This is a genomic window from Paracidovorax wautersii, assembly GCF_031453675.1.
In the GTDB taxonomy this organism is placed as follows: domain Bacteria; phylum Pseudomonadota; class Gammaproteobacteria; order Burkholderiales; family Burkholderiaceae_C; genus Paracidovorax.
In genome coordinates this window covers 4,394,411-4,418,026 of record NZ_JAVIZX010000001.1, presented here as the reverse complement: position 1 = coordinate 4,418,026, position 23,616 = coordinate 4,394,411, and the positions used below count along the sequence as shown (strand labels likewise).

The window sequence follows — 23,616 nt, the reverse complement described above, 5'->3', positions numbered from 1 at the left end:
GCCGGCCGGCAGGCGCCAGCGGCGGTGCCCGCTGCGCGGCCCCGGCCCTGCAGCGCGGCACCGTGGAGGCGGCGCCATGAGTCCGCCAGCGCACGCCGACCTGGCGCTCGAGAGCGAACCCGACGACCTGCCCGAATGGCTTGCGCCAGGCCCGCTCGTGCGCAAGCTGATGCTGGTGGCGCTGCTGGCCGTGGTGCTGGCCGGCGCCGCCGCGGCGTGGCTGGTCTCGCGCGCCTCCGGCGAAGAGGCCATGCACCGGCTGGTGAACCAGCAGAGCGATGAAGTGGAGGTGGTTGCCCGTCTGCTGGCCAGCAAGATCGAGCAGAGCCAGCGGGTGCTCGGATCGGTGGTCGAAGGCATCACGCCCGGCATGCTCGACTCTCCGGCGTCGCTCGAATGGCTTTTGCAGCAGGGGCTGCCCGCCGTGCGCTTCTTCGATGCGATGCAGGTCGCGCGGCACGATGGCCACCTCAGCGTCAACCTGCAGTTCGGCCGGCTCGAAAAAGCCTCGGGCCTGGACCCTGCCGAGCGCGAGTACCTGCTGCGCACGCTGGTGGATGGCAAGCCCCTGGTGTCCGGTCTGATCGGATCGCGCTTCAACGATGCGCGGGTGATGTTCACCATGCCGCTGCACCGCAGCGACGGCGGCGGCGTCATGGGCGCCGTGGCCGGCGTGCTGCGCCTGCAGTCGCAGGGGCTGCTGCCGCAGTCCATGGCGCTGCCGGCCCGCGAGGAGTCACGCCTCATCGTCTTTACCCGCGACGGCACCATCCTGTCGCACCCGCGCCAGGAGCGCGTGACGGGCCACGTGCGCGACGAGCCCGGCCTGGCCGAGGTCTATGAACGGTGGCGGCGCCAGGAGCAGCCGCTGACGGGGCGCAGCTTCACCGAGACGGTCTCCGGGCATGTGGTCAGCATCGCCGGGATGCCGCTGCCGCAATGGATGGTGGCGCGGGTGAGCGACTCGCAGGCCATGCTCGCGCCGCTGCAGGGCGCACAGCGCCGCGCCTGGTGGGCCGCGGCCGCTGGCGTGGCGCTGATCGGCCTGCTCACGGCCGCCGGCATGGGTTGGATGGCCCGGTCCCTGGCGCAGCTGCGGGCGCGGGCGCAGCAGATCGTGGCAGGCCAGTCCGCGCAGGCGGGCGAGCCCTGGCCGAGCGCCGTGGGTGAGGTGGATGCGCTGGTGCAGGTCTGCACGCACATGCTGGCGCAGCAGTCGCTGCAGCGCGACGAAGCCGCCGCCATGGCCGGGCAGCTGCAGTCCATCCTGGACCACGCGCCGGTGGGCATCGCCGTCACGCGCGGCGGGCGGCTGGAGGTGATGGGCCTGCAGGCCAGCCGCATGCTGGGCTACGGGCCGCAGGAGCTGATCGGCCGCAGCGCCCGGGTGGTCTATGCCTCGGAGGAGGAGCACGCACGGGCCGCCCGCCGCGTGCGGCAGGAGTTCGCGGCCCATGGCGCCTTCGACGGAGAGCTGCGGTTCCTGCGCAAGGATGGCAGCGCCGTCTGGGCCCATGTGCTGGGCCGCAGGACGCCGAAGCAGGGTGGCGTGGCCGGCACGGTGTGGATTCTGGAAGACATCACGGCCGCGCGGGAGGCGCGCCAGCTGCAGGGGTGGCTTGCCGGGCACGATCCTCTGACGCAACTGCTCAACCGCGGCGCCTTCTGCGGGCGGCTGCAGGAACTGATGACCGACCGCGCCGAGCGGTCCCGGGCGGTGCCGGCAGGCGCTGGCAGCGCCGAGGACCATGCGTTGGTGGTGCTCTTCATGGACCTGGACCACCTCACCGTGGTCAACGACATCGCGGGGCACGACGCGGGCGACGACGTGCTGCGCCATGTCGCGCGCATGGTCGAAGAGCTGGTGCGCAATGTGGGCTGGGCGGCCAGGCTCGGGGGGGACGAGTTCGCCGTGGTGCTGCCCAGCTGCTCGCCCAGCCGCGGCGCGGAGATCGCCGAGCTGATCCGCAGCACGCTGTCGGGCTGGCAGCCGTCCTACCAGGGGCGCAGCTTCCTCGTCAGCGCCAGCATCGGCATGGTGGTGATGGCGCCGGGGCAGGACGACGTCATGCAGCTGCTGCGCGCCGCCGACATGGCCTGCTACGAAGCCAAGCGGCGCGGGCGCAACCAGGTGTTCCAGAGCCGCTCCGCCTGAGCGCTCCCCTCCGAGCCCAGGAATCGTTGTGCTATAAAAAAATATAGCTGGTAGCGCTTTCACTGACTGGGCTGGAGGCCTCTTTTGCCTCAAATTGCGCTGGAAGGCGGCCTTCACAGCAGCCACAGGGCCGCAGCCGCCACCGCGGTCGGCACGGCCGCTCCACCCAGCAGTGCAGCCGCTCCCACGGACTGACCGCGGAAGCCGCCCTTGAGCAGCGCCACGCCGGCCGGGTTGGGCGCATTGGCGATCACCGTGAGGCCGCCGCCCGCCACGGCGCCGGCCACCAGCAGGTAGCGGGCGTCGGCGGAAAGCCCCTCGATCAGCGAGCCCAGGTAGGTGAGTGCCGCGTTGTCGGTCACCGCCGTCAGCGCCAGCGCGCCGAAGAACAGGGCGAGCGGCTCCATGCCTTCCACCAGGGGCCGCAGCCACCACTGCTGCAGGCCGCCCAGCACCACCAAACCGGCGAGGAAAAAGCCCACCATCAGCCCCTCGCGCAGCACCAGCCGGTCCTGGTGAGGGCGGTAGGCGTGCGCCAGGCCCAGGAACAGCAGGAACAGCGCGAGGAAGAGGACCGGGTGGTGGGCCGCAGCGATCACGCCCGCCAGCAGCGCGATGTGCAGCAGCGTGAGCGGCCAGGACACGGGCGGGCGCGTTGCAGCCGCCGCGGCGGTGGCGGGCGCGTCTGCATGCGGCAGGTGCCGGCGCAGGGCCCAGGTCGCCAGCGTGGCGTTCACCAACACCGCCAGCGCGGCCTTCCAGCCGAAGTGGGCCAGCATGAAGGCGCTGTCCCAGCCCCAGGTCTTGGCCACCATCAACACCGGCGGTGCCGCATACGCGGTGAGCGTGCCGCCGATGGACACGTTCACCAGCAGCACGCCCAGCGCAAAGTACTTGAGGCGTTCGGGCACGGCGGGGCGGAAGATCTGCGGCGCCAGCATCAGCGCGGCGATGGTCATGGCCGCGGGCTCGGTGATGAGCGAGCCCAGCAGCGGCACTGCGGCCAGCCCGAGCCAGGCGGCAGCGATGGGGCGGGGCAGGGGCAGCCACCGTGCGGCCTGCCGCACGGCGGCCTCCACCGTGTGCAGGATGGGGCGGGAGGCCGCGATCACCATCACCACGAAGACGAACAGCGGCTCCGTGTAGTTGCGCGATTCGGCGTAGGCCACGGCCTGCGGGCCGCCCTCGACCACGGCCATGGCAGCGATGAGCACGATGGCCCAGAGGCCGAAGACCGCCTCCACCTCGCCCAGGAAGTGCAGGGCGCCGGCGTGGCGCGGAAAGCGATGGGCCAGCCGCTCGAAGTGCGGGGCAGTGAAGGTGTGGACGAGCGCGAGGGCGAAGAGAAGAGCCGCGACGGGCTCCATGGACAGGTGCATGGGAATAAGGCAGTAAGAGGCCGCGAGGCGGCCCGACCTTCGCTGTACCTGCCGCACCCCATATGTGCTGCACCCGGGGCGAATTTTACGGGGCGCTGGAATGCCCCTGTGCGCCCGGCCGGTTCAGCGGTGGCCGGTGTCTTGCGGCTCCCCAGGCACGCCAGCGCCAGAAGCGGGGGCTGTCGCGGGCGCGGGATCGGCCTCGGTTTGCGGCGGCGCGGTCTGTGGCTGCGCCGGCTCCGCTGCCGCCGGCTGCACGGTGCTGAGCATGTACAGCGCCAGCGTCTCGTACAGCGGCCGGGCCAGCATGCGCGACACCAGGCTCGCCAGCATGGCCGATGCCATCAGGCTCAGCACCATGGCGTGGCCGTCCACCATCTCCATCACGATGATGAAGGCGGTGAGCGGCGCCTGCGTCACCGCGGCCAGAAACGCCGCCATGCCCATGGCGATGAGCGCCGGGCCGATGTCGCCGCCCACCACCGCCGCCACGTTGTGGCCCACGCCCGCGCCGATGGACAGCGACGGCGCAAAGATGCCGCCCGGCACGCCCACCCAGGCCGACAGCCAGGTCGCCACGAACTTGAGCGTGACGTACAGCGCCGGGGTGTCGGCCTCGCCGGCCAGCATGTGCTTGACCGCCTCGGAGCCCGAGCCGAACGTGGCCCCGCCGGTGACCAGTCCGATGACGGCGATCACCAGCGCGCCGGCCGCTGCGAAGCGGATGGGAAAGCGTGCGCGCAGCCGGTTCAGCCGCTCGGGGGCCTGCGTGAGCGACGCGGCCAGCAGCTTGGCGAACACGCCGCCCAGCACGCCGCAGGCGAGGGTGACGCACAGGCCGGGCAGCAGCGCATCCCACGACAGGCGCGGCACCTGGATACGGCCAAAGTAGCTCAGGTTGCCGAAGGCCGACACGCCCATCAACCCGGCCAGCACGATGGCCGCGATGATGAGGCCGCTGGAGCGCGACTCCAGCTTGCGCGACAGCTCCTCGATGGCGAACACCACGCCGGCCAGCGGCGCATTGAAGGCCGCGGCGATGCCGGCCGCGCCGCCCGCCACCAGCAGCGCGTGGCTGCTGATGCCCGACTGCGGGCCCAGCCAGCGGCGCGCATGGTGCATGACACCCGCCGCCACCTGCACGGACGGCCCTTCGCGCCCGATCGACAGCCCCGCCGCAAAGCCGGCCGTGGCCAGCACCATCTTGCACACCGACAGCCACAGCGAGACGAAGCGGCTGCGCAGCGACGGCGCGAGTGACGGCTCCAGCGCCACCATCACCTGCGGAATGCCTGAGCCGGCGGCGCCCGGCGCCCAGCGCCGCGTGAGCCAGACCGTGCCAGCGGTGACGGCCGGCATCCACAGCAGCACGGCCCAGCCGCCCTGCCAGTGGAAGAGGTGCATGAAGGCCTCGAAGGCCGCATCGGCCATGAGCGTGAAGGCCACCACGCACAGCCCGGCCGCCACGGCATAGGCCAGCACGATGCTGCGGTCCAGCCAGCGCCGGCCGTCGCGCAGCTCCTGGCGCAGGTTGTGGGCGAAGTCGGGTTCTTGGTGCATGGGCGTGGAGGGCAGGCAGGCGGCAACCTGCCCGATTCTGCCCGCTGCGCTGGCGGGCGCCGCGCAGGACAAGGCCGGGCCCAGCGGGCCGGCCAGCCCCCTTGGCGCGGGGCCGCCGCCCCGTGCGCCGCGCTCGGCCGCTCAGCCGGCCAGGCGGCCCAGCGCGCGCAGCACGTTCTCGGCCGTGGCTGGCGCCACGAGCTGCACGGGCGCATCCGCCGCGCCCCCGCGCCCGGCCGCCACCGCATTGCGCAGGGCCTCGTACACGCTGATGGCCAGCATGAACGGCGGCTCGCCCACGGCCTTGCTGCCGCCCACGTTGTCCTCGCGGTTGGGCTCGTGCCAGAGCTGCACCCGCAGGTGCTCGGGAATGTCGCCTGTGGCCGGGATCTTGTACGTGCTGGGCGCGTGCGTGGCCAGGTGGCCCTTGTCGTTCCACACCAGCTGCTCGGTGGTGAGCCAGCCCATGCCCTGCACGAAGCCGCCCTCGATCTGGCCGATGTCGATGGCGGGGTTCAGGCTTCGGCCCACGTCGTGGAGGATGTCCACGGCCACCACGCGGTTCTCGCCCGTCAGGGTGTCGATGGCCACCTCGGTGCAGGCCGCGCCGTAGGCGAAGTAGTAGAACGGCCGGCCGGTGAGCGTGGCCTTGTCGTAGTGGATCTTGGGCGTGCGGTAGAAGCCGTCGCTCCACAGCTGGATGCGGTTGGCGTAGGCCTCCTTCACCACGTCGGCCCAGTCGCGCTCGCGGTGGGGCGAGATGACCTTGCCGCCCACGAACTGGATGGAGCCGGCGCCGCAGCCGTCCTGCCCGCAGACGAACGACGCAATGTTGTCGCGCACGTTGCGTGCAGCGAATTGCGCCGCGCGGCCGTTCAAGTCGGTGCCGCTCGATGCGGCCGTGGCGCTGGCGTTGGGCACCTTGCTGGTGTCGCTGGCGGTGACCAGCACGCGCTCGAACGGCACGCCCAGCTCGTCGGCCACGATCTGCGCCACCTTGGTGTGCAGGCCCTGGCCCATCTCCGTGCCGCCGTGGTTCACCTGCACACTCCCGTCGGTGTACACGTGTACCAGCGCGCCGGCCTGGTTGAACAGCGTGGCCGTGAAGCTGATGCCGAACTTGACCGGCGTGATGGCGATGCCACGCTTCAGGATCGGGTTGGCCGCATTCCATGCCGCAATGGCCGCTTGCCGTTGCCGGTACTGGGAGGACTGCTCCAATTGCGGGAGCATCTCATGCAGGATGTTGTCCTCCACCGGCATCTGGTAGTGGGTGACGTTGCGCTCGGTGGTGCCGTACAGGTTGCGCATGCGCACGTCGAAGGCGTCCAGCCCCAGCGTGCGGGCGATGTCGCCCACGATGGTCTCGATGGCGATCACGCCCTGCGGGCCACCGAAGCCGCGGAAGGCCGTGTGGCTCTGCGTGTGCGTCTTGCAGCGGTACGAGGCGATATCCACGTGTTCAAGAAAGTACGCGTTGTCGCTGTGGAACACCGCGCGGTCGGCCACGGGGCCGGACAGGTCGGCGCTGAAGCCGCAGTTGGCCGCCATCGTGAGCTTCAAGCCCGTGATGCGGCCGGTGCCGTCGAAGCCCACGTCCCATTCATAGGCGAACGGGTGCCGCTTGCCGGTGACCATGAAGTCGTCGTCGCGGTCCAGGCGCAGCTTGACGGCGCGGCCGAACTTGTGCGCCGCCACGGCGGCCCACACGGCCAGGTGGCCGGCCTGCGTCTCCTTGCCGCCGAAGCCGCCGCCCAGGCGCCGGCACTCCACGCGCACGGCGTGGTTGTCGATGCCGAGCGCGTGCGCCACCCAGTGCTGCACCTCGCCCGGGTGCTGGGTGCTGGAGTGGATGCACCACTGGCGCTGCTCCAACGGAATGGCGTAGGCGATCTGGCCTTCTAGGTAGAAGTGCTCCTGCCCACCCACCTCCAGCGTGCCCTGCAGGCGGTGCGGGGCACTGGCGAGCGCCGCCTGCGCGTCGCCGCGCCGCACGAACACGGGGGGCAGCACGAAGTGCTCTTCCTTCAGCGCTTGCTGCACCGTCAGCACGGCAGGCAGCGGCGTGATGTCGAGCTGCACCAGGCGCGCAGCCCGGCGTGCGGCCATCACCGAGTCGGCCACCACCAGACCGATGACCTGGCCGATGTGCTGCACCGTGCCTTCGGCAAACACGGGTTCGTCGTGCGCGAAGGCGGCCAGCATGCGGTCGCCCGGCACGTCGCCCGCCAGCACCAGGCCCCGCACGCCGGGCAGGGCCAGTGCGGCGGCCGGGTCCACGCCGTTGAGACGGCCGTGGGCCACGGTGGAGAGGATGGGTGCCGCGTACAGCGTGCCCTTCACTTCGGGCTGGTCGTCGATGTAGTGCGCCGCCCCGGCGACCTGGGCGCGTGAGCTTTCGTGGAACTGCGAGCGGCCCATGGATTGCTCGCGCACCGGGGCACGGTCCACGTGGGCTGAGGCTGGGGCCGGGGCATGCCGGCCCATGGCGCCGTGGGCGTCGGCGCGGGCGGCCACCGGGTCGTCGCCCGCATCGCGGCTCAAGGGGGCGGGCGGCGTGGAAGCGGCGCCGGGCAGGGTGTCGCGCTGGTTCATGCCACCACCTCCAGCGCAAACTGGTCAAGCGACGCCGGCTGCGGCCCGCCCTGGCTCTCCAGCCAGAAGCGCTGCATCAGGCTGCCGAGCACCGTGCGGCGGTAGGCGCCGCTGGCGCGCATGTCGCTGATGGGCTGGAACTCGGCCTGCAGCGCGGCAGCGGCGCGCTCCACGGTAGCCGCCGTCCAGGGCTGGCCGACGAGAGCGGCTTCGGCCTGCCGGGCGCGGGCCGGCGTGGCGGCCACCCCGCCTGCGCCGATGCGTGCGCGTTGCACGGTGCCGCCGTCGATGGCGAGGTTGAGCACCAGGCAGACGGCCGAGATGTCATCGTCCGTGCGCTTGGACACCTTGTACGCCGCCATCGTCTCGCCCGCGCCGGGCAGGGGGACGGCGATGCGCACCAGCAGTTCGTCGGCCGCCATCACGTTCTGGCGGTAGCCGGTGTAGAGGTCTTCCAGCGGCAGCGCGCGTTCGCCGCGCACGCTGGCCAGCACCACGCTGGCACCCAGCGCGATCAGGAGCGGCATGGAATCGCCGATCGGCGAGCCATTGGCCACGTTGCCGCCCAGCGTGCCCGAATTGCGCACCGGCAGCCCAGCGAACCGTGCGTGGAAGCGGTGCAGCTGCGGCCAGTGCTGGCGCAGGGCGGCGAAGGCATCGCTGAGCGACACTGCCGCGCCGATGACCAGCGCGCCGTCGGCTTCGCGCACGCGGCGCAGCTCCTGCGCGCGGGTGACGTCAAGCATGCGGGCGAAGCGGCGGTGCTGCTTGGTGATCCACAGGCCCACGTCGGTGGCGCCGGCGACGATCTGCGCATCCGGGAAGGCGCTGCGGGCCGCCAGCAGCGCCGGCAGGGTGGTGGGTGCGATATAAGCCAAATCGGCCTCTGGCGCTTGCGGGGTAAGCGCGAGTAGCTCCATTTGTTGTAGCAGAATTTCTTCCTGCACCTGCATGGGCGGCAGGTGCTGCATCTGCTGCGCGGCGTCCAGAATGGGCCGGTAGCCGGTGCAGCGGCACAGGTTGCCCGACAGCTCCTCGGCGGCCAGCGCGCGGGTGATGGCCTGGGGCGGGCAGGCCCGCGGCGCGTCTGTGCCGGCAGCAGTGAGCGTGGGGGCTGCAGTCAACCCGCCGCCGGGCCGCCCCAAGGCGGGTTGCGCCCCCTCGGGGGGCAGCGAACCACGCACAGCGGGGAGCGTGGGGGCCACGTACTTCTGGTACATCCCGAACAGGCTCATCACGAAGCCGGGCGTGCAGAAGCCGCACTGCGAGCCATGGCACTGCACCATGGCCTCCTGCGCGGGGTGCAGGTGGATGGGAGTGCCGCCCTGCGCTGCGCCTTGGGCATCCGCCGCGGCGGCCTGCGCCGCGGGCTGGATGAGCGGGTCTTCGGCCAAGTCCTCCACGGTCCACAGGGCCATGCCGTCCACCGAATGCGCCAGCCGGATGCAGCTGTTGACCGCCTGGTAGTGCACCTGGCCACCGCGCGCCTCGCCCAGCACCACGGTGCAGGCCCCGCAGTCGCCTTCGCCGCAGCCTTCCTTGGTGCCGGTGGAGCCGAGGTCTTCGCGCAGCACTTCCAGCAGCGTGCGGTCGGGCGGCACGCCGTGCAGGGTGACGGGTTGGCCACGGCGGATGAAGCGAAGCGGACGGGAAGGCGTGGTCATGCAGGGGCGGCCCGTGGGGCGGGCGGGTGGTTCAATGGTTTCTAGGCAAGAGGGTACGCGCATTGCGAGGCAAGTCCATCCGCGTGAGCGTATAGCGGGGATGCCTGCTGCGCTATGGGGCATGCAAGGAGAATGCCCGCGCGCCCTCACGTGCGGCAGGGCGGGGCCGCGTCAGCCGGGCGTGCGGCGCAGCAGGTAGATATCCATGATCCAGCCGTGCTGCGCGCGTGCCTGGGCGCGGCGGGCCTGGATGCGCGGGCCGGCCTCGGCCAGGGGGCCGCTGTCGAGCATCTGCTGCGGCATGCCCAGGTAGGCACCCCACCAGAGGTGCAGGCCGTCGGGTGGCAGGGTGGTGAAGCTGCACAGCCCGTCCAGCATGACCACGGCGGTGTCCACGCCTGCGGGCCAGCCGTGGTCGCGCAGCTGACGGCCGGTGGTCACCACGAAAGGCTGGCCGATCTCGTTGAGGGCGATGGCGTGCGCGGCCGCCAGGGCCTGCACCGATGTGATGCCGGCCACCACCTCCACGCTGACCGGTGCGGGCTGCATGCGCGCGGCGATGCGCAGCGTGCTGTCGTACAGGGCGGGGTCGCCCCACACCAGCAGGGCCACGCGCAGGGGCGCGCCATCGGTTCCTGCACTCAGGCCCGACGCCACGGCCTGGGCGATGCTGGCCTGCCAGCAGCGCGTGATGGCGGCATGCCATTCGTCCACCTGCGCCAGGTAGTCGTCGCCTTCGCTGCGGCGCACGGGCATGTCGAAGCCGGCCACCACGGGGCCCAGCGGGGCGGGCGCTGTCAGCACCGCATTGCACAGCGATTGGCGCAGGGCGGCCAGCTCGGCCTTGTCTTCGCCCTTGTGGGGCAGCAGGATCAGGTCGGCCGCGTGCATGGCCGTGACGGCCTGGCGCGTGAGGTGGTCCGGGTTGCCGGTGCCGATGCCGATCAGCGTGAGGGCGACGGGCGGCAAGGGGTGTACAGCGGTCATGCGCGGGGGGCGCCGTCGTTCAACGGCTCATCGCGGGCCGTGTCCAGCGCTGGGTTGTTCTGCACATCGGTGGCGGGAAAGCGCGGCTCGGTGCCCAGCGGGCGGTAGCGGCGGTCGTAGTCGGCAGCGTACAGGCGGCTTTCGGCGAAATCCTCGGCCTGCAGGCTGCGGCCCACCAGGATGAGCGCGGTGCGTTCCATGCTGGCGGCCACAGCCTGGGCGAGTGCGCCGACTGTGGTGCGCACCACGGTTTCGTCAGGCCAGCTCGCGCGCCAGACGATGGCGGCGGGGCAGTCGGCTCCGTAGTGCGGCAGCAGCTCGGCCTGCACCTTTTCGGCCACATGGATGGACAGGTGGATGGCCAGCACCGCGCCGGTGGCGGCAAACGCTGCGAGGTTCTCGCCCTCGGGCATGGAGGTGGCGCGGCCCGAGGTGCGCGTGAGCACCACCGACTGGCACAGGCCGGGCAGCGTCAGCTCGGCCCCCAGCGTGGCCGCCGCAGCGGCGAACGACGGCACGCCGGGCGTGACGGTGTACGGAATGCCGAGCGCACGCAGGCGGCGCAGCTGCTCGCCCATGGCGGACCAGACCGATAGGTCACCCGAGTGCAGCCGTGCCACGTCGTGGCCTTGCGCATGCGCGGTCTCGATCTCGGCCACGATGTCGTCCAGGCTCATGGCCGCGGTGTTGACGATGCGCGCACCGGGCGGGCAGTGCGCGAGCAGATCGCGCGGAATCAGCGAGCCTGCATACAGACAGACCGGGCAGGCGGCCATGAGGTCGCGCCCGCGCACGGTAATGAGGTCGGCAGCGCCGGGGCCGGCGCCGATGAAATGGACGGTCATGGAGGGGTTCCTGGTTCGGATGCAGCGGCACAGGGGGCGCGCGCTGCAAGACAACAGTGCAGGGGACCGGCCTGGCGCAGGGCGACGGCCAGCGTGGCGCTGCCGTCATCGGCCACGCGGCGCGGCTGCAGCAGCTGCGCACCGGGCCCGGCGGCGGACAGGGCGGCGGCCTCGGCCACGCTGCCGGTGCCGTAGCGGGCGTGCAGGCGGGGGGATTGGGTGTGGACGGGCTGTACGGGCAAGGCATCAGCGGGCACGGCGATGACGGCGGCGCCGGGCGCTGCGCCGCGCAGCCACTCGGCCAGCGCGGGGTGTGCGGCCTTGGTGTCCAGCAATGCGACGGCGCAGAAGGCGTCACGGCCCTCGGCCTGCGCCTGTTGCCACAGCGCCTGCAGGGCGGCAGCGTCCGCCTGCGCGCGCAGGCCGATGCCCAGCACCACGCAGGCATGGTGGCCGCCGGCCGGGTTCATCGCTGCCAGCTCCATTGCACCAGCGGGCGGGCGGCCTGCCAGCTGCGCATGCGGCCCAGCGGCTCGGCGCTGGCAAGTTCCAGCCGCAGCAATTGGCCGCCGTGCGCGGCGTGCAGTTGCGCCAGCAGTGCTTCGGTCTCCAGCGTGACGGCGTTGACGACCAGGCGGCAGCCGGCGGGCATCAGAGTCTGCAGTGCGGCGAAGACAGCGTCGTCGAAGCCGCCGCCCACGAACACGGCCTGCGGCGGGGGCAAGCCCGCCAACGCCTCGGGCGCCAGGCCGTGCACGACCTGCATTTGGTGGTGCAGCCCGAAGCGTTGGGCATTGGTGCGGATGTTGTCCACCCGCGCCGCGTGCTGCTCCACGCTGATGGCCGCACCACCGGCCAGGCACCATTCCACCGCCACCGAGCCGGAGCCGCCGCCGATGTCCCACAGCCGCTCGCCGCGCCGGGGCGCCAGGGCCGCCAGCGTGAGCGCGCGGGCCGGGGCCTTGGTGATCTGGCCGTCGTGTGCAAACCAGTCGGTGGCCCGGCCGGCGGCCTGGGGCAGGGCTGTGCCGCCTTGGGCCCGCAGCGCGACGGCGACGGGAGCGTGTGCCGGGTCTTGCGAGAGCTGCGCGGCCGCTTCGGCCGCCGCCATGGTGCGGCAGCGCTCGCGCGGGCCGCCGACGGATTCCATCACCCACAGGGCGCTGTCGCCCCAGCCTTCGCGCACCAGCCAGTCGGCCAGGGCGGCGACGGCGGGGCCATCGCGCAGCAGCACGATGGCTTGCCCGCCGGGTGCCAGGCGCGGCAGCAGTTGCTGCACGGGGCTGGCGTGCAGGCCCAGGCAGTCGGTGGCCTCCAGCCGCCAGCCCAGGCGGGCGGCGACCAGCGAGAATGTCGAGGGTTGGGCGTGGCAGCGCCACTCGTGCGGTGCCAGGTGCGCGGCGAGGCTGCCGCCCGCGCCGAACCAGAACGGATCACCGGACGCCAGCACCACCACGCGCTGCCCGCGCAGCGCCACCACGGGAGCGATGTCGAACGGCACGGGCCAGGGCTTGCCGCGCTCGCCCACCCGGGCCAGTGCCAGATGGCGCGGCCCGCCGAAGACGACCTCGGCCTGGTCCAGCGCGTGGCGGGCGGCGGGCGTCAGGCCGTCCAGCCCGTCCTCGTTCAGGCCCACCAATGTCAACCACGGATCAGCCATGACGCATGTTCTCCTGCTGGGCGGTACCAGCGGCGCCAGCCAGTTGGCCCAGGCGCTGCACCGCGGCGGCGTGCCCGCGGTCTTCTCGTACGCCGGCGTGACCCAGTCGCCCGTGGCACAGCTGCTGCCCACGCGCATCGGCGGCTTCGGCGGTGCGGAAGGGCTGGCGCAATTCATTCGGAGCGAGCGCATCACCCATGTGGTGGACGCCACGCACCCGTTCGCCGCACAGATGAGCCGCAATGCCTGCGCGGCCTGCGATGCGACCGGCACGCCGTTGCTGGCTCTGGAGCGCGCGCCCTGGCAACCGCAGGCCGGCGACCGCTGGATCGAAGTGCCCGACATGGCTGGCGCCGCTGCGGCGCTGCCACAAGAGGCCGCCCGCGTGTTCCTGGCCGTGGGGCGCAAGCAGCTCGCGGCCTTCGCGGAGCGGCCCGCGCACCACTATCTGCTGCGCCTGGTGGATGCGCCCGAGCCGGGCAGTCTGCCCTTGCCCGACACCACGGTGGTGCTGGGGCGCGGCCCCTTCAGCGCGCATGACGATGAGGCGCTGCTGCGCACGCACCGCATCGGCTGGCTGGTGGCCAAGAACGCCGGCGGCGAGGCCACGCGCGGCAAGCTGGAGGCTGCGCGCGCGCTGGGCCTGCCGATCGTGATGGTGCAGCGCCCGGTGTTGCCCGAGCGCGCCCGTACCGAAGACGTGGCTGCCGTGCTGCACTGGATCGCTCATGGCGCGCTGCCTGGGGCGGGTGCAGCGATCTCGGCCGCTTCCGGCGCATAGAAGCGCGGGGTGTAGACCCAGCGCCCCACCTGCCGTGTGGTGCTGTTGCCCACGAGCACCACGGTGCGCATGTCGGCCATCTCGGGCGTGGCCTCGGCCAGCGTGCAGACGTGGAGGTGTTCCTCGGGCGTGGACACGGCCCGCGCGAAGACCATCAGGCGCGTGGGCTCGCACTGCGCGCGCAGCAGCTCCAGCAGGCGCACAAACCCTTCGGGCCGGCTGCGCGAGCGCGGGTTGTAGAAGGCCATGGCGAAGTCGGCCTCGGCTGCCAGCTGCACGCGCCGCGCGATCACGGCCCAGGGCTTGAGGTTGTCCGACAGATTGATGCAGCAGAAGTCATGGCCCAGCGGTGCGCCGGCACGGGCCGCTGCGGCGAGCATGGCGGTGATGCCGGGTAGCACCTGTACGTCGAGCATCTGCCATGCCGCGGACTGCTCCGCCGGGGCGTGCTCAATGGCCTCGAACACTGCTGCGGCCATGGCGAACACGCCGGGGTCGCCGGACGATACGACCACCACCTGCCGGCCCTCAGCGGCCAGCGCCAGGGCGTGCTGGGCGCGTTCCAGTTCCACGCGGTTGTCGGAGGCATGCCAGGCCACGGCGGGGCTGCCGCCGGCCTGTTCCACCAGCGCTCTGGCGCGGGCGACGTAGGGCAGGTAGCCGACGACATCGGTGGCGCCCTGCAAGGCAGCGGCCACTTCCGGGGTGATCTGATCCAGGGCGCCAGGGCCCAGGCCCGCAATGGCCAGGCGGCCGGTGCGCGCGGGGGCATTCGTCGTCACCATGCGGCCTCCGGCCGGCGGCCCTGGCCGTGCACCAGCACGATGGCGAAGTAGGGGCAGGCGTCGCCCTCCACCTCGGTCAGGCGTGCGACCTGCTGCTGCGCCGTGGTGCCGTTCTGCACCAGCCAGGCGGCATCGAGCCGGCCCGTGCGCTCCAGCGCGCGGCGGATGCGTGGCAGGTTGCGGCCCACCTTCATCACCACCAGCGCTTCGGCCGACTGCATGCGGCGCACCAGTTCGTCCTCCGGCAGGGTGCCGGTCATCACGCTCAGTACGTCGTCGCCCCAGGTGATGGGCTCTCCCGTGGCGTGCCAGCAGCCCACCATGCCGGGAATGCCGGGCACGACTTCCAGCCGCACGGCCGCGCGCTCGCGCAAGCGGGTGTACAGGTGCATGAAGGAGCCGTAGAGGAACGGATCGCCCTCGCACAGCACAACGACCTGCTCGGTGCGGGCCAGCGTCTCCAGGCGCGCGCACCAGTCGTCGTAGAACGCGGCAAGCTGGGCCACGTAGTCGGGGCTGTCCACCGGCATCTCGGTGGTCATGGGGTATTCCATCGGGTACTCGGCCGTGCCGGGCGCCAGCAGGCCGTCGACCAGTTGCCGCGCCTTGCCGGGCCGGCCCTTCTTGCGGAAGAACGCCACGTGGCGCGCGCCGCGCACTAGCCGGTCGGCCTTCACGGACATCAGTTCCGGGTCGCCCGGGCCCAGGCCCACGCAGACGACGCCCGCTGCGGGTGTCACCACGCTATTCGGCATGGCTGGCCAGCGCGTTGATGGCGGCGACCGTCATGGCCGAGCCGCCCAGGCGCCCGCGCACGATCATGGCCGGCACGGGCAGATCCTGCATCAGGGCCTCCTTCGATTCCGCCGCGCCGATGAAGCCCACGGGGCAGCCGACGATGGCCGCCGGGCGCGGGCAGTCCGGGTCCTGCAGCAGATTGAGCAGGTGGAACAAGGCCGTGGGCGCGTTGCCGATGGCGACCACGGCGCCCGCCAGGTGGGGGCGCCACAGCTCCAGCGCGGCGGCGCTCCGGGTATTGCCCATGCGCTGCGCCAGCGCTGCGACCTCGGGGTCGTGCAGCGTGCAGATGACGGGGTTGTGGGCCGGCAGGCGCGAGCGGGTAATGCCTTCGCTGACCATGCGCACGTCGCACAGCACGGGCGCGCCGTTCTGCAGCGCCTGCTGCGCGGCTTCGGCCATGCCGGTGGAAAAGTGGACGTGGGGCGCCAGCTCGACCATGCCGGCCGCGTGGATCATGCGGACGACCACCCGCTCTTCCACGGAGGTGAAGCGGGCCAGGTCGGCCTCGCGGCGGATGGTGGCAAAGGACTGCCGGTAGATCTCGGCGCCATCGGTTTCGTAGCGGTGCAGCATCAATTCTGGTTTTCGAACAGCAACCCGGGATTGTCTTGCACAGCGGCCGCCTGCAGCCGCTCCCGGGCCTCACCGTTGGCATTGCCGTCGCGCACCACGGCAAACAGACTGCCGCAAGGCGATGGCTCGGCCCGCAGCGTGACGGTGGCCGGGGCTTGCCGTGCGCAGCCCTTGGCGCAGCCGCTCACGTGCAGGTGCGCGCCTGCGGGCACGTGCGGCGCCAGGGCCAGCGCCAGGGCCTGCGTGGGCGCCTGCGCCTGGGGGCAACCGGGCGCGCCGGTGCAGGCCGACACGCGCAGCCGTGCATCCGCCGCTTGGGTGATCCAGTCGGCTGCGTGGTCCAGCCCGGTGCTTGGCGGAAGCTGCGGTGGCTGGCGCATGCCGTTGCCGCCGCCAGCGCCCCCGTCGCTGTCCGGTGCCCGCGGCCATTCGATCAGCAGCATGCGCCAGGGGGTCGCGCGCAGGCCGTAGCCCTCTGCCGCGCCGCCGGCCGCCTGCAATGCCCTGACCAAACGGGCCAATGCGGTGGCCTGCAGCCGGCCCAGCGGGGCGCCTGCCAGCCAGCCGACGCTGGGCACGCGGCCCGGTGTGGGGGGGGCCGCGTGGGTTGTGTCTGGGGTGGACGGCGTTGGCTGCTCCACCGCTTGCCAAGCAACTCCGGGGGGCCGCCCAGGCGGCCAGGCGGGGGCGCCGTCGTCTGCTGCCACGAGGCGTTCGATCTCGGGCGCGCAGGCGGCCAGGCGTCCCGGCCGGCGCCCTTCAATCTTCTTCTGTTGCTGTTGCTGTTGGCAACGCCGGGCAAACCAGCACGCCAGCGCCAAGCCCGCCGCCACGGCCTGTACGGCATTGGGGGCGACCATGGCCCAGGGCAGCCCATCCGGCCGTACGCGCCAGGCGGTGGCTGCGCTGCTGCCATCGCCATGGGGACTTCCCTGGGCAGCGGGGTGTTGCGGCACCCGCTCGAAGCGAATGTCTGCCGAGACCGCCTGCAGCCCGGCCCCGTGCCCGCCGTCGATGGACCAGCCGAACTTGGCCGGCAGGGCGTCCAGGGTGTCGTCCGGGGTGGCAAGGGCCTGCCAGAGCGCCTGGGCCAGCTCCGTCACGCCGTCACCGGGCCGGTGGAGCGGGTCCACCACCAGGTTGCGGCGCCGCTCGCGCTGCACGTCGGCATCCAGCAGACCGCACCCCGCGAGGGCGCGCAGCACGCCGGCATGCCGCGCCTCCGCCACGCCGCGCAGCTGCACGTTGGCGCGGCTGGACAGCTCCAGCACGCCCGACGCGTGGGTGCGTGCCAGCCGGGCCAGCCGCCCGGCCTGGCGCAGCGTGAGCCGGCCCAGGGGCGGGCGCACGCGCACGACCAGGCCATCGCCCGAGGGCATGGGCTGGAGAGCGCCGGGGCACCAGCCTTTGATGTCGGGCGGGTGGGGCTCCGGGGGGAGGGGGCCTGCTGGGGGCATGGAGGTGGAATGTACCTTTTGGTGGGGCGTGGATGGCCTGTGGCAGAGCAAAGGCGGGTTCCTATTTAGTTATTAGGGGGCGTTTGCTGCCCGGGGCCGGGATGTGCGCCCGGCGGCGCACTCACTTTCTTTCGCTTCGCCGAAAGAAAGTAAGCAAAGAAAGGGCGACCCTGCTGCCCGTGTCCCCTGCGCTGCGCTACGGGGCAGCCTGCGATGCTCGCGCAGGCAGGGCCGCCGTGGAACTCACTGCGCGCTTGCAGCGCTCCGTTCGGACAGCCACGGCGAGTCAGTTCACGAGGCATGCGCGCTCCGACGCGCATGCGCCCTGCCTGCGCTCCGCTTCTCGGCACGGGCAGAAGGGAACCCGAACGCCCCACGCGGGCCGTCGCTGCGCTCGGCCTGGCGTTAGCGGCGCTGCGCGCCTGCGCAATCGCAGAGCACACGCACGCCGCCCCACAAGGGCCGAGCGCAGCGATGGCCCGTGCGGACTCCCAACGCCCTTCTGTATGCGCCGAGGAGCACAGGGCGCGGGGCGGGCGGGGGTGCCGCAGGACACACCCGCTTCGTGATCTGACTCGCCGTGGCTGTCCGAGCGAAGCGCGCCAGCGCGCAGCGAGTTCCACGGCGCCGCCCCGCGACCGAGCACCGCAGGTTGCCCGTAGCGCAGCGGAGGGACGCAGACAGCAGGGTCGCCTTTCTTTTGGGTACTTTTCTTTGGCGAAGCAAAGAAAAGCACCTCGCCCGCCGGGGCGAGACCCGGCCCCGAGAAGTAATCACCCAGCACTATTCAAAATGATAGCTACAAGCGCTTACCAGATAAGCGCCAGAAGCCAATTTGACCCAAAGAGAAAGCCTCAGGCAAGCTTTCTGCTTCCCACCACCCCATGGACATCGACTTCTCCCCCCTCACCCCCCACCAGCGCTACAAGCTGATGGCCAGCCTGATCGTCCCCCGCCCGATCGCGCTGATCACCACCCTCGGCCCCGACGGCACCGTCAACGCCGCCCCGTTCAGCATGTTCAATATGGTGGGCGAGGACCCGCCCATCGTCATGGTCAGCATCAACCGCCTGCAGGACGGCGCGCTCAAGGACACCGCCGCGCACATCCTGCGCACCGGCGAGTTCGTCGTCCACATCACTGACGAGGCCATGGCCGAGCGCATGCATGCCTGTGGCGACAGCCTGCCGCCCGACCAGAGCGAGCTGCTGCACGCGGGGCTGACTGCCGTGCCGTCGCGCAGCGTGGCGCCGCCGCGCATCGCCGAGGCGCCCGTGGCGTTCGAATGCGTGCTGCACGAGACGCTGGAGACGCCCAGCCGCTATGTGTTCATCGGCCGCGTCCAGTGGCTGGCCGTGCGCGATGGGCTGGTAGATACCGAACTCTGGCGCGTGCGGCTGCAAAACTTCCATCCGGTGGGGCGGTTCGGCGCGAGCTTCTACCTCCGCACGGGCGACCGCTTCGCCATCGCATCGGCGGGGAAGGCCGCAACCGGCGTGGACGCCCGGTCCACCCCGATCGATGAGATGTAAGCCAAGGCGACGGACGCCCGCCCGGGGTCGAGGTACAGCATCTGGCCTGGCCTGCAGGTGCACGGCTCCTGTCATTCAACCTGCGGGCGGCGTGTACATTGGCTTTTTGCGCCAGCCCACTGGCCCCTGCACCGCACGCCGGCACCGCCGTGCAGAAGCTTCTGCAGCGCGGCATACGCGTTGCCCTATGAGACGCATGCCCCACCGCGTATGAGAGACCACATCCTTTTCGACAAGATCGACCTCCATCTCATCCGGGTGCTGCATACCGTGCTCACTGAACGAAGCGTTTCGCGTGCCGCCGTGCGCCTGGGCATGCACCAGCCCGCCGTGTCGGCCGCGCTGCGCCGCCTGCGCGACCTGGCGGGCGACCCGCTGCTGGTGCGCTCGGGCGCGGCCATGCTGCCCACCGAGGCCGGGCTGCGCATGGTGGAGCCGGCGGCCAGCATCCTGCGTGCGGCGGAAGGGCTGTTCTCGGACGCCCGCGGCTTCGACCCGCGCACGGCCACGCGCACCTTCCGCATTGCCGCCAGCGACTACCTGGACCCGCTCTTCCTGCCCCGGCTGATGGCCCACCTGAAGACCGAGGCGCCGCTGTGCCCGGTGGAGATCCTGCCCCTGTCGCCCGACGCCCACTACCACGCGCACCTGGCGCAGGGCGACGTCGACGTCGTCATCGGCAACTGGCCCCAGCCGCCCGAAGACCTGCACATGGCCCGGCTGTTCGGCGACGAGGTGGTGAGCCTGGTCAGCCAGTCCCATCCGGCCGTGCGCCGGGGCTGGGATGCCGATGGCTGGCTGGCGGCCGAGCACATCGCGCCCACGCCCACCCATCCCGGCGCCCGCGGGGTCATCGACGCCCACCTGGATGCGCTGGGGCTGCGCCGCCACATCACCGCGCGCTGCGCGCATTTCAGCCTGATCCCGGAGATGGTGGCATCGAGCTTGCTTGTGCTCACCACCGGCCGGCAGTTCTGCGAGCGCTACACGCGCCAGCTGCCGCTGGCCATCCTGCCGTGCCCCGTGCCCTTTCCCCGCCTCATGTACTACCAGCTCTGGCATGCCCGCTCGCACCATTCGGCGGCAGCGGCCTGGCTGCGCGAAGGCGTGAAGGCGGTGGCCTCGACGCTCCGAAAATGATAGCTTTTGGCGCCCCAGGCGCTTGCCCCACTGCGGTTTTCACTGCATGGGGCCCCCGCCAAACTAAGAGACAATCGCCCGCATGAATTCTTCCCCCACCCCGCCGCCGGGTGCCGTGGTGCCGCGTCTGCAGCTGACGGGCATCACCAAGCGCTACCCGGCGGTCGTCGCCAACAGCGGCGTGTCGCTCACCGTGCAGCCCGGCGAGGTGCATGCCGTGCTGGGTGAGAACGGCGCCGGCAAGTCCACCCTGATGAAGATCATCTACGGCGCCGTCAAGCCCGACGAAGGCCAGATGCACTTCGACGGCCGGCCCGTGCAGATCCGCAACCCGCAGGAGGCGCGGGCGCTGGGCATCGCCATGGTGTTCCAGCATTTCAGCCTGTTCGACACGCTCACCGTGGCCGAGAACGTCTGGCTGGGCCTGGACAAGAGCCTGCAACTGGCCGAGGTCACGCGCCGCATCACGGCCACCGCCGCGGAGTACGGCCTGGACATCGATCCCCACCGCCCGGTGCACACGCTGTCGGTGGGCGAGATGCAGCGGGTGGAGATCATCCGCGCGCTGCTCACCAATCCCAAGTTGCTGATCCTGGACGAGCCCACGTCGGTGCTCACGCCCCAGGCGGTCGAGAAGCTCTTCGTGGTGCTGCGCAAGCTGGCCAGCGAAGGCTGCAGCATCCTGTACATCAGCCACAAGCTGCACGAGATCCGCGCGCTGTGCACGGCCTGCACGGTGCTGCGCGGCGGCAAGGTGACAGGCGTCTGCAACCCGGCGGAGGAAACCAACGCCTCGCTGTCGCGCATGATGATCGGTGCCGAGCCGCCGGCGCTCACCCACCGGCCGGTGCAGGCGGGCGCAGCGGTGCTGCGCGTGCAGTCGCTGAGCCTGCCGCGGGCGGACCAGTTCGGCGTGGACCTGATCGACATGGAGTTCGAAGTGCGCGCGGGCGAGGTCGTCGGCATCGCCGGCGTCTCCGGCAACGGCCAGAAGGAACTGATGTACGCGCTGTCGGGCGAAGACACGCGCGCCGCAGAGGCCACGGTGCAGGTCGGCGGCCGGCCCGTGGGCCGCATGAACCCGCGCCAGCGCCGCGCCCTGGGCCTGCATTTCGTGCCCGAGGAGCGGCTGGGCCGCGGCGCCGTGCCCACCATGGGCCTGGCGCACAACCTGCTGCTCACGCGCAGCAACTGCGTCGGCGGGGGCGGCTGGATCCGCACCGGCGCGCTGGCCGCGCATGCCCGCGCCATCATCGAGCGCTTCCATGTCAAGGCGGGCGGGCCGCATGCCGCGGCCAAGTCGCTGTCCGGCGGCAACCTGCAGAAGTTCATCGTGGGGCGCGAGATCGACGCGAACCCCAAGCTGCTCATCGTGTCCCAGCCCACCTGGGGTGTGGACGTGGGGGCGGCCGCGCAGATCCGCGGCGAAATCCTGGCCCTGCGCGACGCCGGCTGCGCCGTGCTGGTGGTCAGCGAGGAGCTGGACGAGCTGTTCGAGATCTGCGACCGGCTGCACGTGGTGGCCAAGGGCCACCTGTCGCCGTCGGTGGACCGCGCCGACGCCACGGTCGAGCGCATCGGCGAATGGATGAGCGGCCTGTGGCATGCGGACGTGCAGTCGCACTTGGCCCGCATGGACGGCGCCGCCGCACCGGGAGGGGCCGCCCATGTCCATTAAGCTGGAACCACGTCCCCAGGCCTCGCGGCTGTGGACGTACGGCTCGCCGCTGCTCGCCCTGGCGGTGACGGTGCTCATCGGCGTGGCCCTGTTCGCCGCGCTGGGCAAGGATCCGGTGCGCGGCCTGCAGGTGTTCTTCTGGGAGCCCATCAAGTCGCAGTACGCCATCGGCGAGCTCATGGTCAAGGCCACGCCGCTGCTGCTCATCGCGCTGGGGCTGGCCGTGTGCTTCCGCTCCAACGTGTGGAACATCGGCGCCGAAGGGCAGTTCGTGATCGGCGCGGTGGCGGCAGGCGGCATGGCGCTGCTGGCCGACAAGACCACCGGGCCGTGGATCGTGCCCGCCATCCTGCTGGCCGGCGTGCTGGGCGGCATGGCGTGGGCCGGCATCACGGCGCTGCTGCGCGACAAGTTCAACGCCAATGAGATCCTGGTGAGCCTGATGCTGGTCTACGTGGCCACGCTGGTGCTGGGTTACCTGGTCTACGGGCCGTGGAAAGACCCGATGGGCTACAACTTCCCGCAGACCAAGACCTTCGAGCGTGTGACGCAGATCCCCAAGCTCATGCAGGGCTCGCGCGTGACCATCGGCCTGCTGCTGGCCCTGGCCGGGGCAGCCGCGCTGTGGGTGTTCCTGTTCCGCACGCGGGCCGGCTTCGCCCTGCAGGTGGGCGGCCTGGCGCCGGCGGCGGCGCGGTATGCGGGGTTCTCTTCGCGCCGCGCGCTGTGGACGGCGCTGCTGGTCTCGGGCGGCGCCGCAGGGCTGGCGGGCGCGCTGGAGGTGGCCGGGCCCATCGGCCAGCTCACGCCCTATGTGCCGGCGGGCTACGGCTTCGCGGCCATCATCGTGGCTTTCGTCGGGCGGCTGCATCCCGTGGGCATGGTCTTCTCGGCCCTCCTGATGAGCATGTTCTATATCGGCGGCGAACTGGCGCAGTCGCGCCTGGGCCTGCCCAAATCGCTCACCGGCGTATTCCAGGGGCTGTTGCTGTTCACGCTGCTGGCGTGCGACACGCTGATCGCCTACCGGATCCGCTGGGTGGGCCGCACCAGCCAGGGAGCCCGCTGATGGAGTCCTACGCACTGCTGCTGGGCTCCACGCTCAGCGCCGGCACCGTCCTCGCCATCGCGGCGCTGGGCCTGCTGATCAACGAAAAGTCCGGCATCGTGAACCTGGGCGCCGAGGGCATGATGCTGTGCGCCGCCATCGCGGGCTTTGCCACCGTGGTCCACACGGGCAACACCTGGCTGGGCTTTGCGGCCGGCATGGCGGCCGGCGCGTTGCTGGCGGGCGTCTTCGGCGTGCTGGTGATCTGGCTCAACACCAACCAGTACGCCACCGGCCTGGCGCTGAGCCTGTTCGGCGTGGGCTTTTCCGCCTTCGTCGGCATCAACTACGTCCAGGCCAAGCTGCCGGAGCTGCCCAAGTACGCCATTCCCGTGCTGTCCGACATTCCGCTGGCGGGGCCCGCGCTGTTTCGCCAGCATCCCATCGTGTACCTGACCATGGTGCTGGTGGCTGCGCTGATCTGGTTCCTGTACCGCTCGCGCGCCGGCCTGGTGCTGCGCTCGGTGGGCGAGTCGCCCGAGTCGGCCCATGCCCTGGGCTACCCGGTGCGCCGCATCCGCCTGGCGGCGGTGATGGTGGGCGGGGCGCTGTGCGGGCTGTCGGGTGCCTACATCTCCACGGTGTACACGCCGCTGTGGGTGGAGGGCATGGTGGCCGGGCGCGGCTGGATCGCGCTGGCGCTCACCACCTTCGCCACCTGGCGCCCGGCACGGGTGTTGCTTGGGGCTTATCTGTTCGGTGGCGTGACGATGCTGCAGTTCCACCTGCAGGCCACGGGGGTGGAGGTAGCGAGCCAGTTGCTGAGCATGCTGCCCTACCTGGCGACCATCGTGGTGCTGGCACTGATCTCGCGCAATCCGACCTGGATCCGCGTGAACATGCCGGCCTCGCTGGGCAAGCCGTTCTATCCCGGGTCCTGATGGCCGGTTTGCCGGCCGTTCGCCACCTGTTTTTG

Annotated in this window: 19 protein-coding genes; 7 read left to right on the top strand and 12 right to left on the bottom strand. The window is 71.6% G+C overall.

Annotated elements, in window-relative coordinates; genetic code table 11:
* The first annotated feature begins 76 nt into the window (after positions 1–76).
* Positions 77–2,155 (top strand): sensor domain-containing diguanylate cyclase, encoded by a 2,079-nt coding sequence (locus tag QE399_RS20070; protein WP_309831621.1) that lies wholly within the window; start codon positions 77–79, stop codon positions 2,153–2,155.
* A 113-nt stretch (positions 2,156–2,268) separates the two neighbouring features.
* On the opposite strand, the gene QE399_RS20065 is transcribed toward QE399_RS20070, so the two are convergent.
* The 8 genes from QE399_RS20065 to cbiE all read right to left on the bottom strand — a co-directional run bounded on the left by QE399_RS20065 (position 2,269) and on the right by cbiE (position 12,845).
* Positions 2,269–3,534, bottom strand: coding sequence for a putative Na+/H+ antiporter (locus QE399_RS20065; protein ID WP_309831620.1), 1,266 nt, complete (start codon positions 3,532–3,534; stop codon positions 2,269–2,271).
* Between the two features lie 123 nt (positions 3,535–3,657).
* Positions 3,658–5,094, bottom strand: coding sequence for a chloride channel protein (locus QE399_RS20060; RefSeq protein ID WP_309831618.1), 1,437 nt, complete (start codon positions 5,092–5,094; stop codon positions 3,658–3,660).
* A gap of 141 nt (positions 5,095–5,235) precedes the next feature.
* Positions 5,236–7,689, bottom strand: a complete 2,454-nt coding sequence (gene xdhB / locus QE399_RS20055) for a xanthine dehydrogenase molybdopterin binding subunit (RefSeq protein WP_309831615.1) — start codon at positions 7,687–7,689, stop codon at positions 5,236–5,238.
* Entirely contained in the window at positions 7,686–9,353 is a 1,668-nt protein-coding gene (locus tag QE399_RS20050; RefSeq protein WP_309831613.1) for a xanthine dehydrogenase small subunit, read from the bottom strand. Before QE399_RS20050 ends, xdhB begins: the two co-directional genes overlap by 4 nt.
* A gap of 171 nt (positions 9,354–9,524) precedes the next feature.
* Positions 9,525–10,340, bottom strand: coding sequence for a precorrin-6A synthase (deacetylating) (gene cobF, locus QE399_RS20045; RefSeq protein WP_309831610.1), 816 nt, complete (start codon positions 10,338–10,340; stop codon positions 9,525–9,527).
* Positions 10,337–11,185, bottom strand: a complete 849-nt coding sequence (cobM, locus tag QE399_RS20040; RefSeq protein WP_309831608.1) for a precorrin-4 C(11)-methyltransferase — start codon at positions 11,183–11,185, stop codon at positions 10,337–10,339. The genes cobF and cobM overlap by 4 nt, the downstream gene beginning before the upstream one ends.
* Complete coding sequence (locus tag QE399_RS20035) at positions 11,182–11,655, bottom strand: cobalamin biosynthesis protein (protein ID WP_309831606.1); 474 nt, start codon at positions 11,653–11,655, stop codon at positions 11,182–11,184. Before QE399_RS20035 ends, cobM begins: the two co-directional genes overlap by 4 nt.
* Positions 11,652–12,845 (bottom strand): precorrin-6y C5,15-methyltransferase (decarboxylating) subunit CbiE, encoded by a 1,194-nt coding sequence (gene cbiE / locus QE399_RS20030; RefSeq protein WP_309831604.1) that lies wholly within the window; start codon positions 12,843–12,845, stop codon positions 11,652–11,654. Before cbiE ends, QE399_RS20035 begins: the two co-directional genes overlap by 4 nt.
* Between cbiE and QE399_RS20025 the strand changes: the two genes are divergently transcribed.
* On the top strand, positions 12,844–13,626 hold the full coding sequence (locus QE399_RS20025; protein ID WP_309831603.1) for a cobalt-precorrin-6A reductase: 783 nt from the start codon (positions 12,844–12,846) through the stop codon (positions 13,624–13,626). The genes cbiE and QE399_RS20025 overlap by 2 nt on opposite strands.
* On the opposite strand, the gene cobJ is transcribed toward QE399_RS20025, so the two are convergent.
* The 4 genes from cobJ to QE399_RS20005 are packed head-to-tail and all read right to left on the bottom strand — an operon-like array spanning position 13,572 to position 17,164.
* Positions 13,572–14,411, bottom strand: coding sequence for a precorrin-3B C(17)-methyltransferase (gene cobJ, locus QE399_RS20020; RefSeq protein WP_309831601.1), 840 nt, complete (start codon positions 14,409–14,411; stop codon positions 13,572–13,574). The genes QE399_RS20025 and cobJ overlap by 55 nt on opposite strands.
* Entirely contained in the window at positions 14,405–15,166 is a 762-nt protein-coding gene (gene cobI / locus QE399_RS20015) for a precorrin-2 C(20)-methyltransferase (protein ID WP_309831599.1), read from the bottom strand. The genes cobJ and cobI overlap by 7 nt, the downstream gene beginning before the upstream one ends.
* Entirely contained in the window at positions 15,156–15,785 is a 630-nt protein-coding gene (locus QE399_RS20010) for a precorrin-8X methylmutase (RefSeq protein ID WP_309831597.1), read from the bottom strand. Before QE399_RS20010 ends, cobI begins: the two co-directional genes overlap by 11 nt.
* Positions 15,785–17,164: a precorrin-3B synthase gene (locus QE399_RS20005; RefSeq protein ID WP_309831596.1), complete on the bottom strand. Its 1,380-nt coding sequence runs from the start codon at positions 17,162–17,164 to the stop codon at positions 15,785–15,787. Before QE399_RS20005 ends, QE399_RS20010 begins: the two co-directional genes overlap by 1 nt.
* A 962-nt stretch (positions 17,165–18,126) precedes the next feature.
* Between QE399_RS20005 and QE399_RS20000 the strand changes: the two genes are divergently transcribed.
* From QE399_RS20000 to QE399_RS19980, 5 genes are all read left to right on the top strand, one after another.
* Entirely contained in the window at positions 18,127–18,774 is a 648-nt protein-coding gene (locus QE399_RS20000; RefSeq protein ID WP_309831594.1) for a flavin reductase family protein, read from the top strand.
* A 210-nt stretch (positions 18,775–18,984) separates the two neighbouring features.
* Entirely contained in the window at positions 18,985–19,914 is a 930-nt protein-coding gene (locus QE399_RS19995; RefSeq protein WP_309831592.1) for a LysR family transcriptional regulator, read from the top strand.
* 82 nt (positions 19,915–19,996) lie between these two features.
* On the top strand, positions 19,997–21,592 hold the full coding sequence (locus QE399_RS19990) for an ABC transporter ATP-binding protein (RefSeq protein ID WP_309831589.1): 1,596 nt from the start codon (positions 19,997–19,999) through the stop codon (positions 21,590–21,592).
* Complete coding sequence (locus QE399_RS19985) at positions 21,582–22,661, top strand: ABC transporter permease (RefSeq protein ID WP_309831587.1); 1,080 nt, start codon at positions 21,582–21,584, stop codon at positions 22,659–22,661. Before QE399_RS19990 ends, QE399_RS19985 begins: the two co-directional genes overlap by 11 nt.
* Entirely contained in the window at positions 22,661–23,581 is a 921-nt protein-coding gene (locus QE399_RS19980; protein WP_309831585.1) for an ABC transporter permease, read from the top strand. Before QE399_RS19985 ends, QE399_RS19980 begins: the two co-directional genes overlap by 1 nt.
* The last annotated feature ends 35 nt before the right edge of the window (positions 23,582–23,616 follow it).

Bases quoted from the DNA above. Each gene is read 5' to 3' on its own strand.
- QE399_RS20070 (WP_309831621.1), top strand. From the start codon at position 77: ATGAGTCCGCCAGCGCACGCCGACCTGGCGCTCGAGAGCGAACCCGAC.
- QE399_RS20065 (WP_309831620.1), bottom strand. From the start codon at position 3,534: ATGCACCTGTCCATGGAGCCCGTCGCGGCTCTTCTCTTCGCCCTCGCG.
- QE399_RS20060 (WP_309831618.1), bottom strand. From the start codon at position 5,094: ATGCACCAAGAACCCGACTTCGCCCACAACCTGCGCCAGGAGCTGCGC.
- xdhB (WP_309831615.1), bottom strand. From the start codon at position 7,689: ATGAACCAGCGCGACACCCTGCCCGGCGCCGCTTCCACGCCGCCCGCC.
- QE399_RS20050 (WP_309831613.1), bottom strand. From the start codon at position 9,353: ATGACCACGCCTTCCCGTCCGCTTCGCTTCATCCGCCGTGGCCAACCC.
- cobF (WP_309831610.1), bottom strand. From the start codon at position 10,340: ATGACCGCTGTACACCCCTTGCCGCCCGTCGCCCTCACGCTGATCGGC.
- cobM (WP_309831608.1), bottom strand. From the start codon at position 11,185: ATGACCGTCCATTTCATCGGCGCCGGCCCCGGCGCTGCCGACCTCATT.
- QE399_RS20035 (WP_309831606.1), bottom strand. From the start codon at position 11,655: ATGAACCCGGCCGGCGGCCACCATGCCTGCGTGGTGCTGGGCATCGGC.
- QE399_RS20025 (WP_309831603.1), top strand. From the start codon at position 12,844: ATGACGCATGTTCTCCTGCTGGGCGGTACCAGCGGCGCCAGCCAGTTG.
- cbiE (WP_309831604.1), bottom strand. From the start codon at position 12,845: ATGGCTGATCCGTGGTTGACATTGGTGGGCCTGAACGAGGACGGGCTG.
- cobJ (WP_309831601.1), bottom strand. From the start codon at position 14,411: ATGGTGACGACGAATGCCCCCGCGCGCACCGGCCGCCTGGCCATTGCG.
- cobI (WP_309831599.1), bottom strand. From the start codon at position 15,166: ATGCCGAATAGCGTGGTGACACCCGCAGCGGGCGTCGTCTGCGTGGGC.
- QE399_RS20010 (WP_309831597.1), bottom strand. From the start codon at position 15,785: ATGCTGCACCGCTACGAAACCGATGGCGCCGAGATCTACCGGCAGTCC.
- QE399_RS20005 (WP_309831596.1), bottom strand. From the start codon at position 17,164: ATGCCCTCGGGCGATGGCCTGGTCGTGCGCGTGCGCCCGCCCCTGGGC.
- QE399_RS20000 (WP_309831594.1), top strand. From the start codon at position 18,127: ATGGACATCGACTTCTCCCCCCTCACCCCCCACCAGCGCTACAAGCTG.
- QE399_RS19995 (WP_309831592.1), top strand. From the start codon at position 18,985: ATGAGAGACCACATCCTTTTCGACAAGATCGACCTCCATCTCATCCGG.
- QE399_RS19990 (WP_309831589.1), top strand. From the start codon at position 19,997: ATGAATTCTTCCCCCACCCCGCCGCCGGGTGCCGTGGTGCCGCGTCTG.
- QE399_RS19985 (WP_309831587.1), top strand. From the start codon at position 21,582: ATGTCCATTAAGCTGGAACCACGTCCCCAGGCCTCGCGGCTGTGGACG.
- QE399_RS19980 (WP_309831585.1), top strand. From the start codon at position 22,661: ATGGAGTCCTACGCACTGCTGCTGGGCTCCACGCTCAGCGCCGGCACC.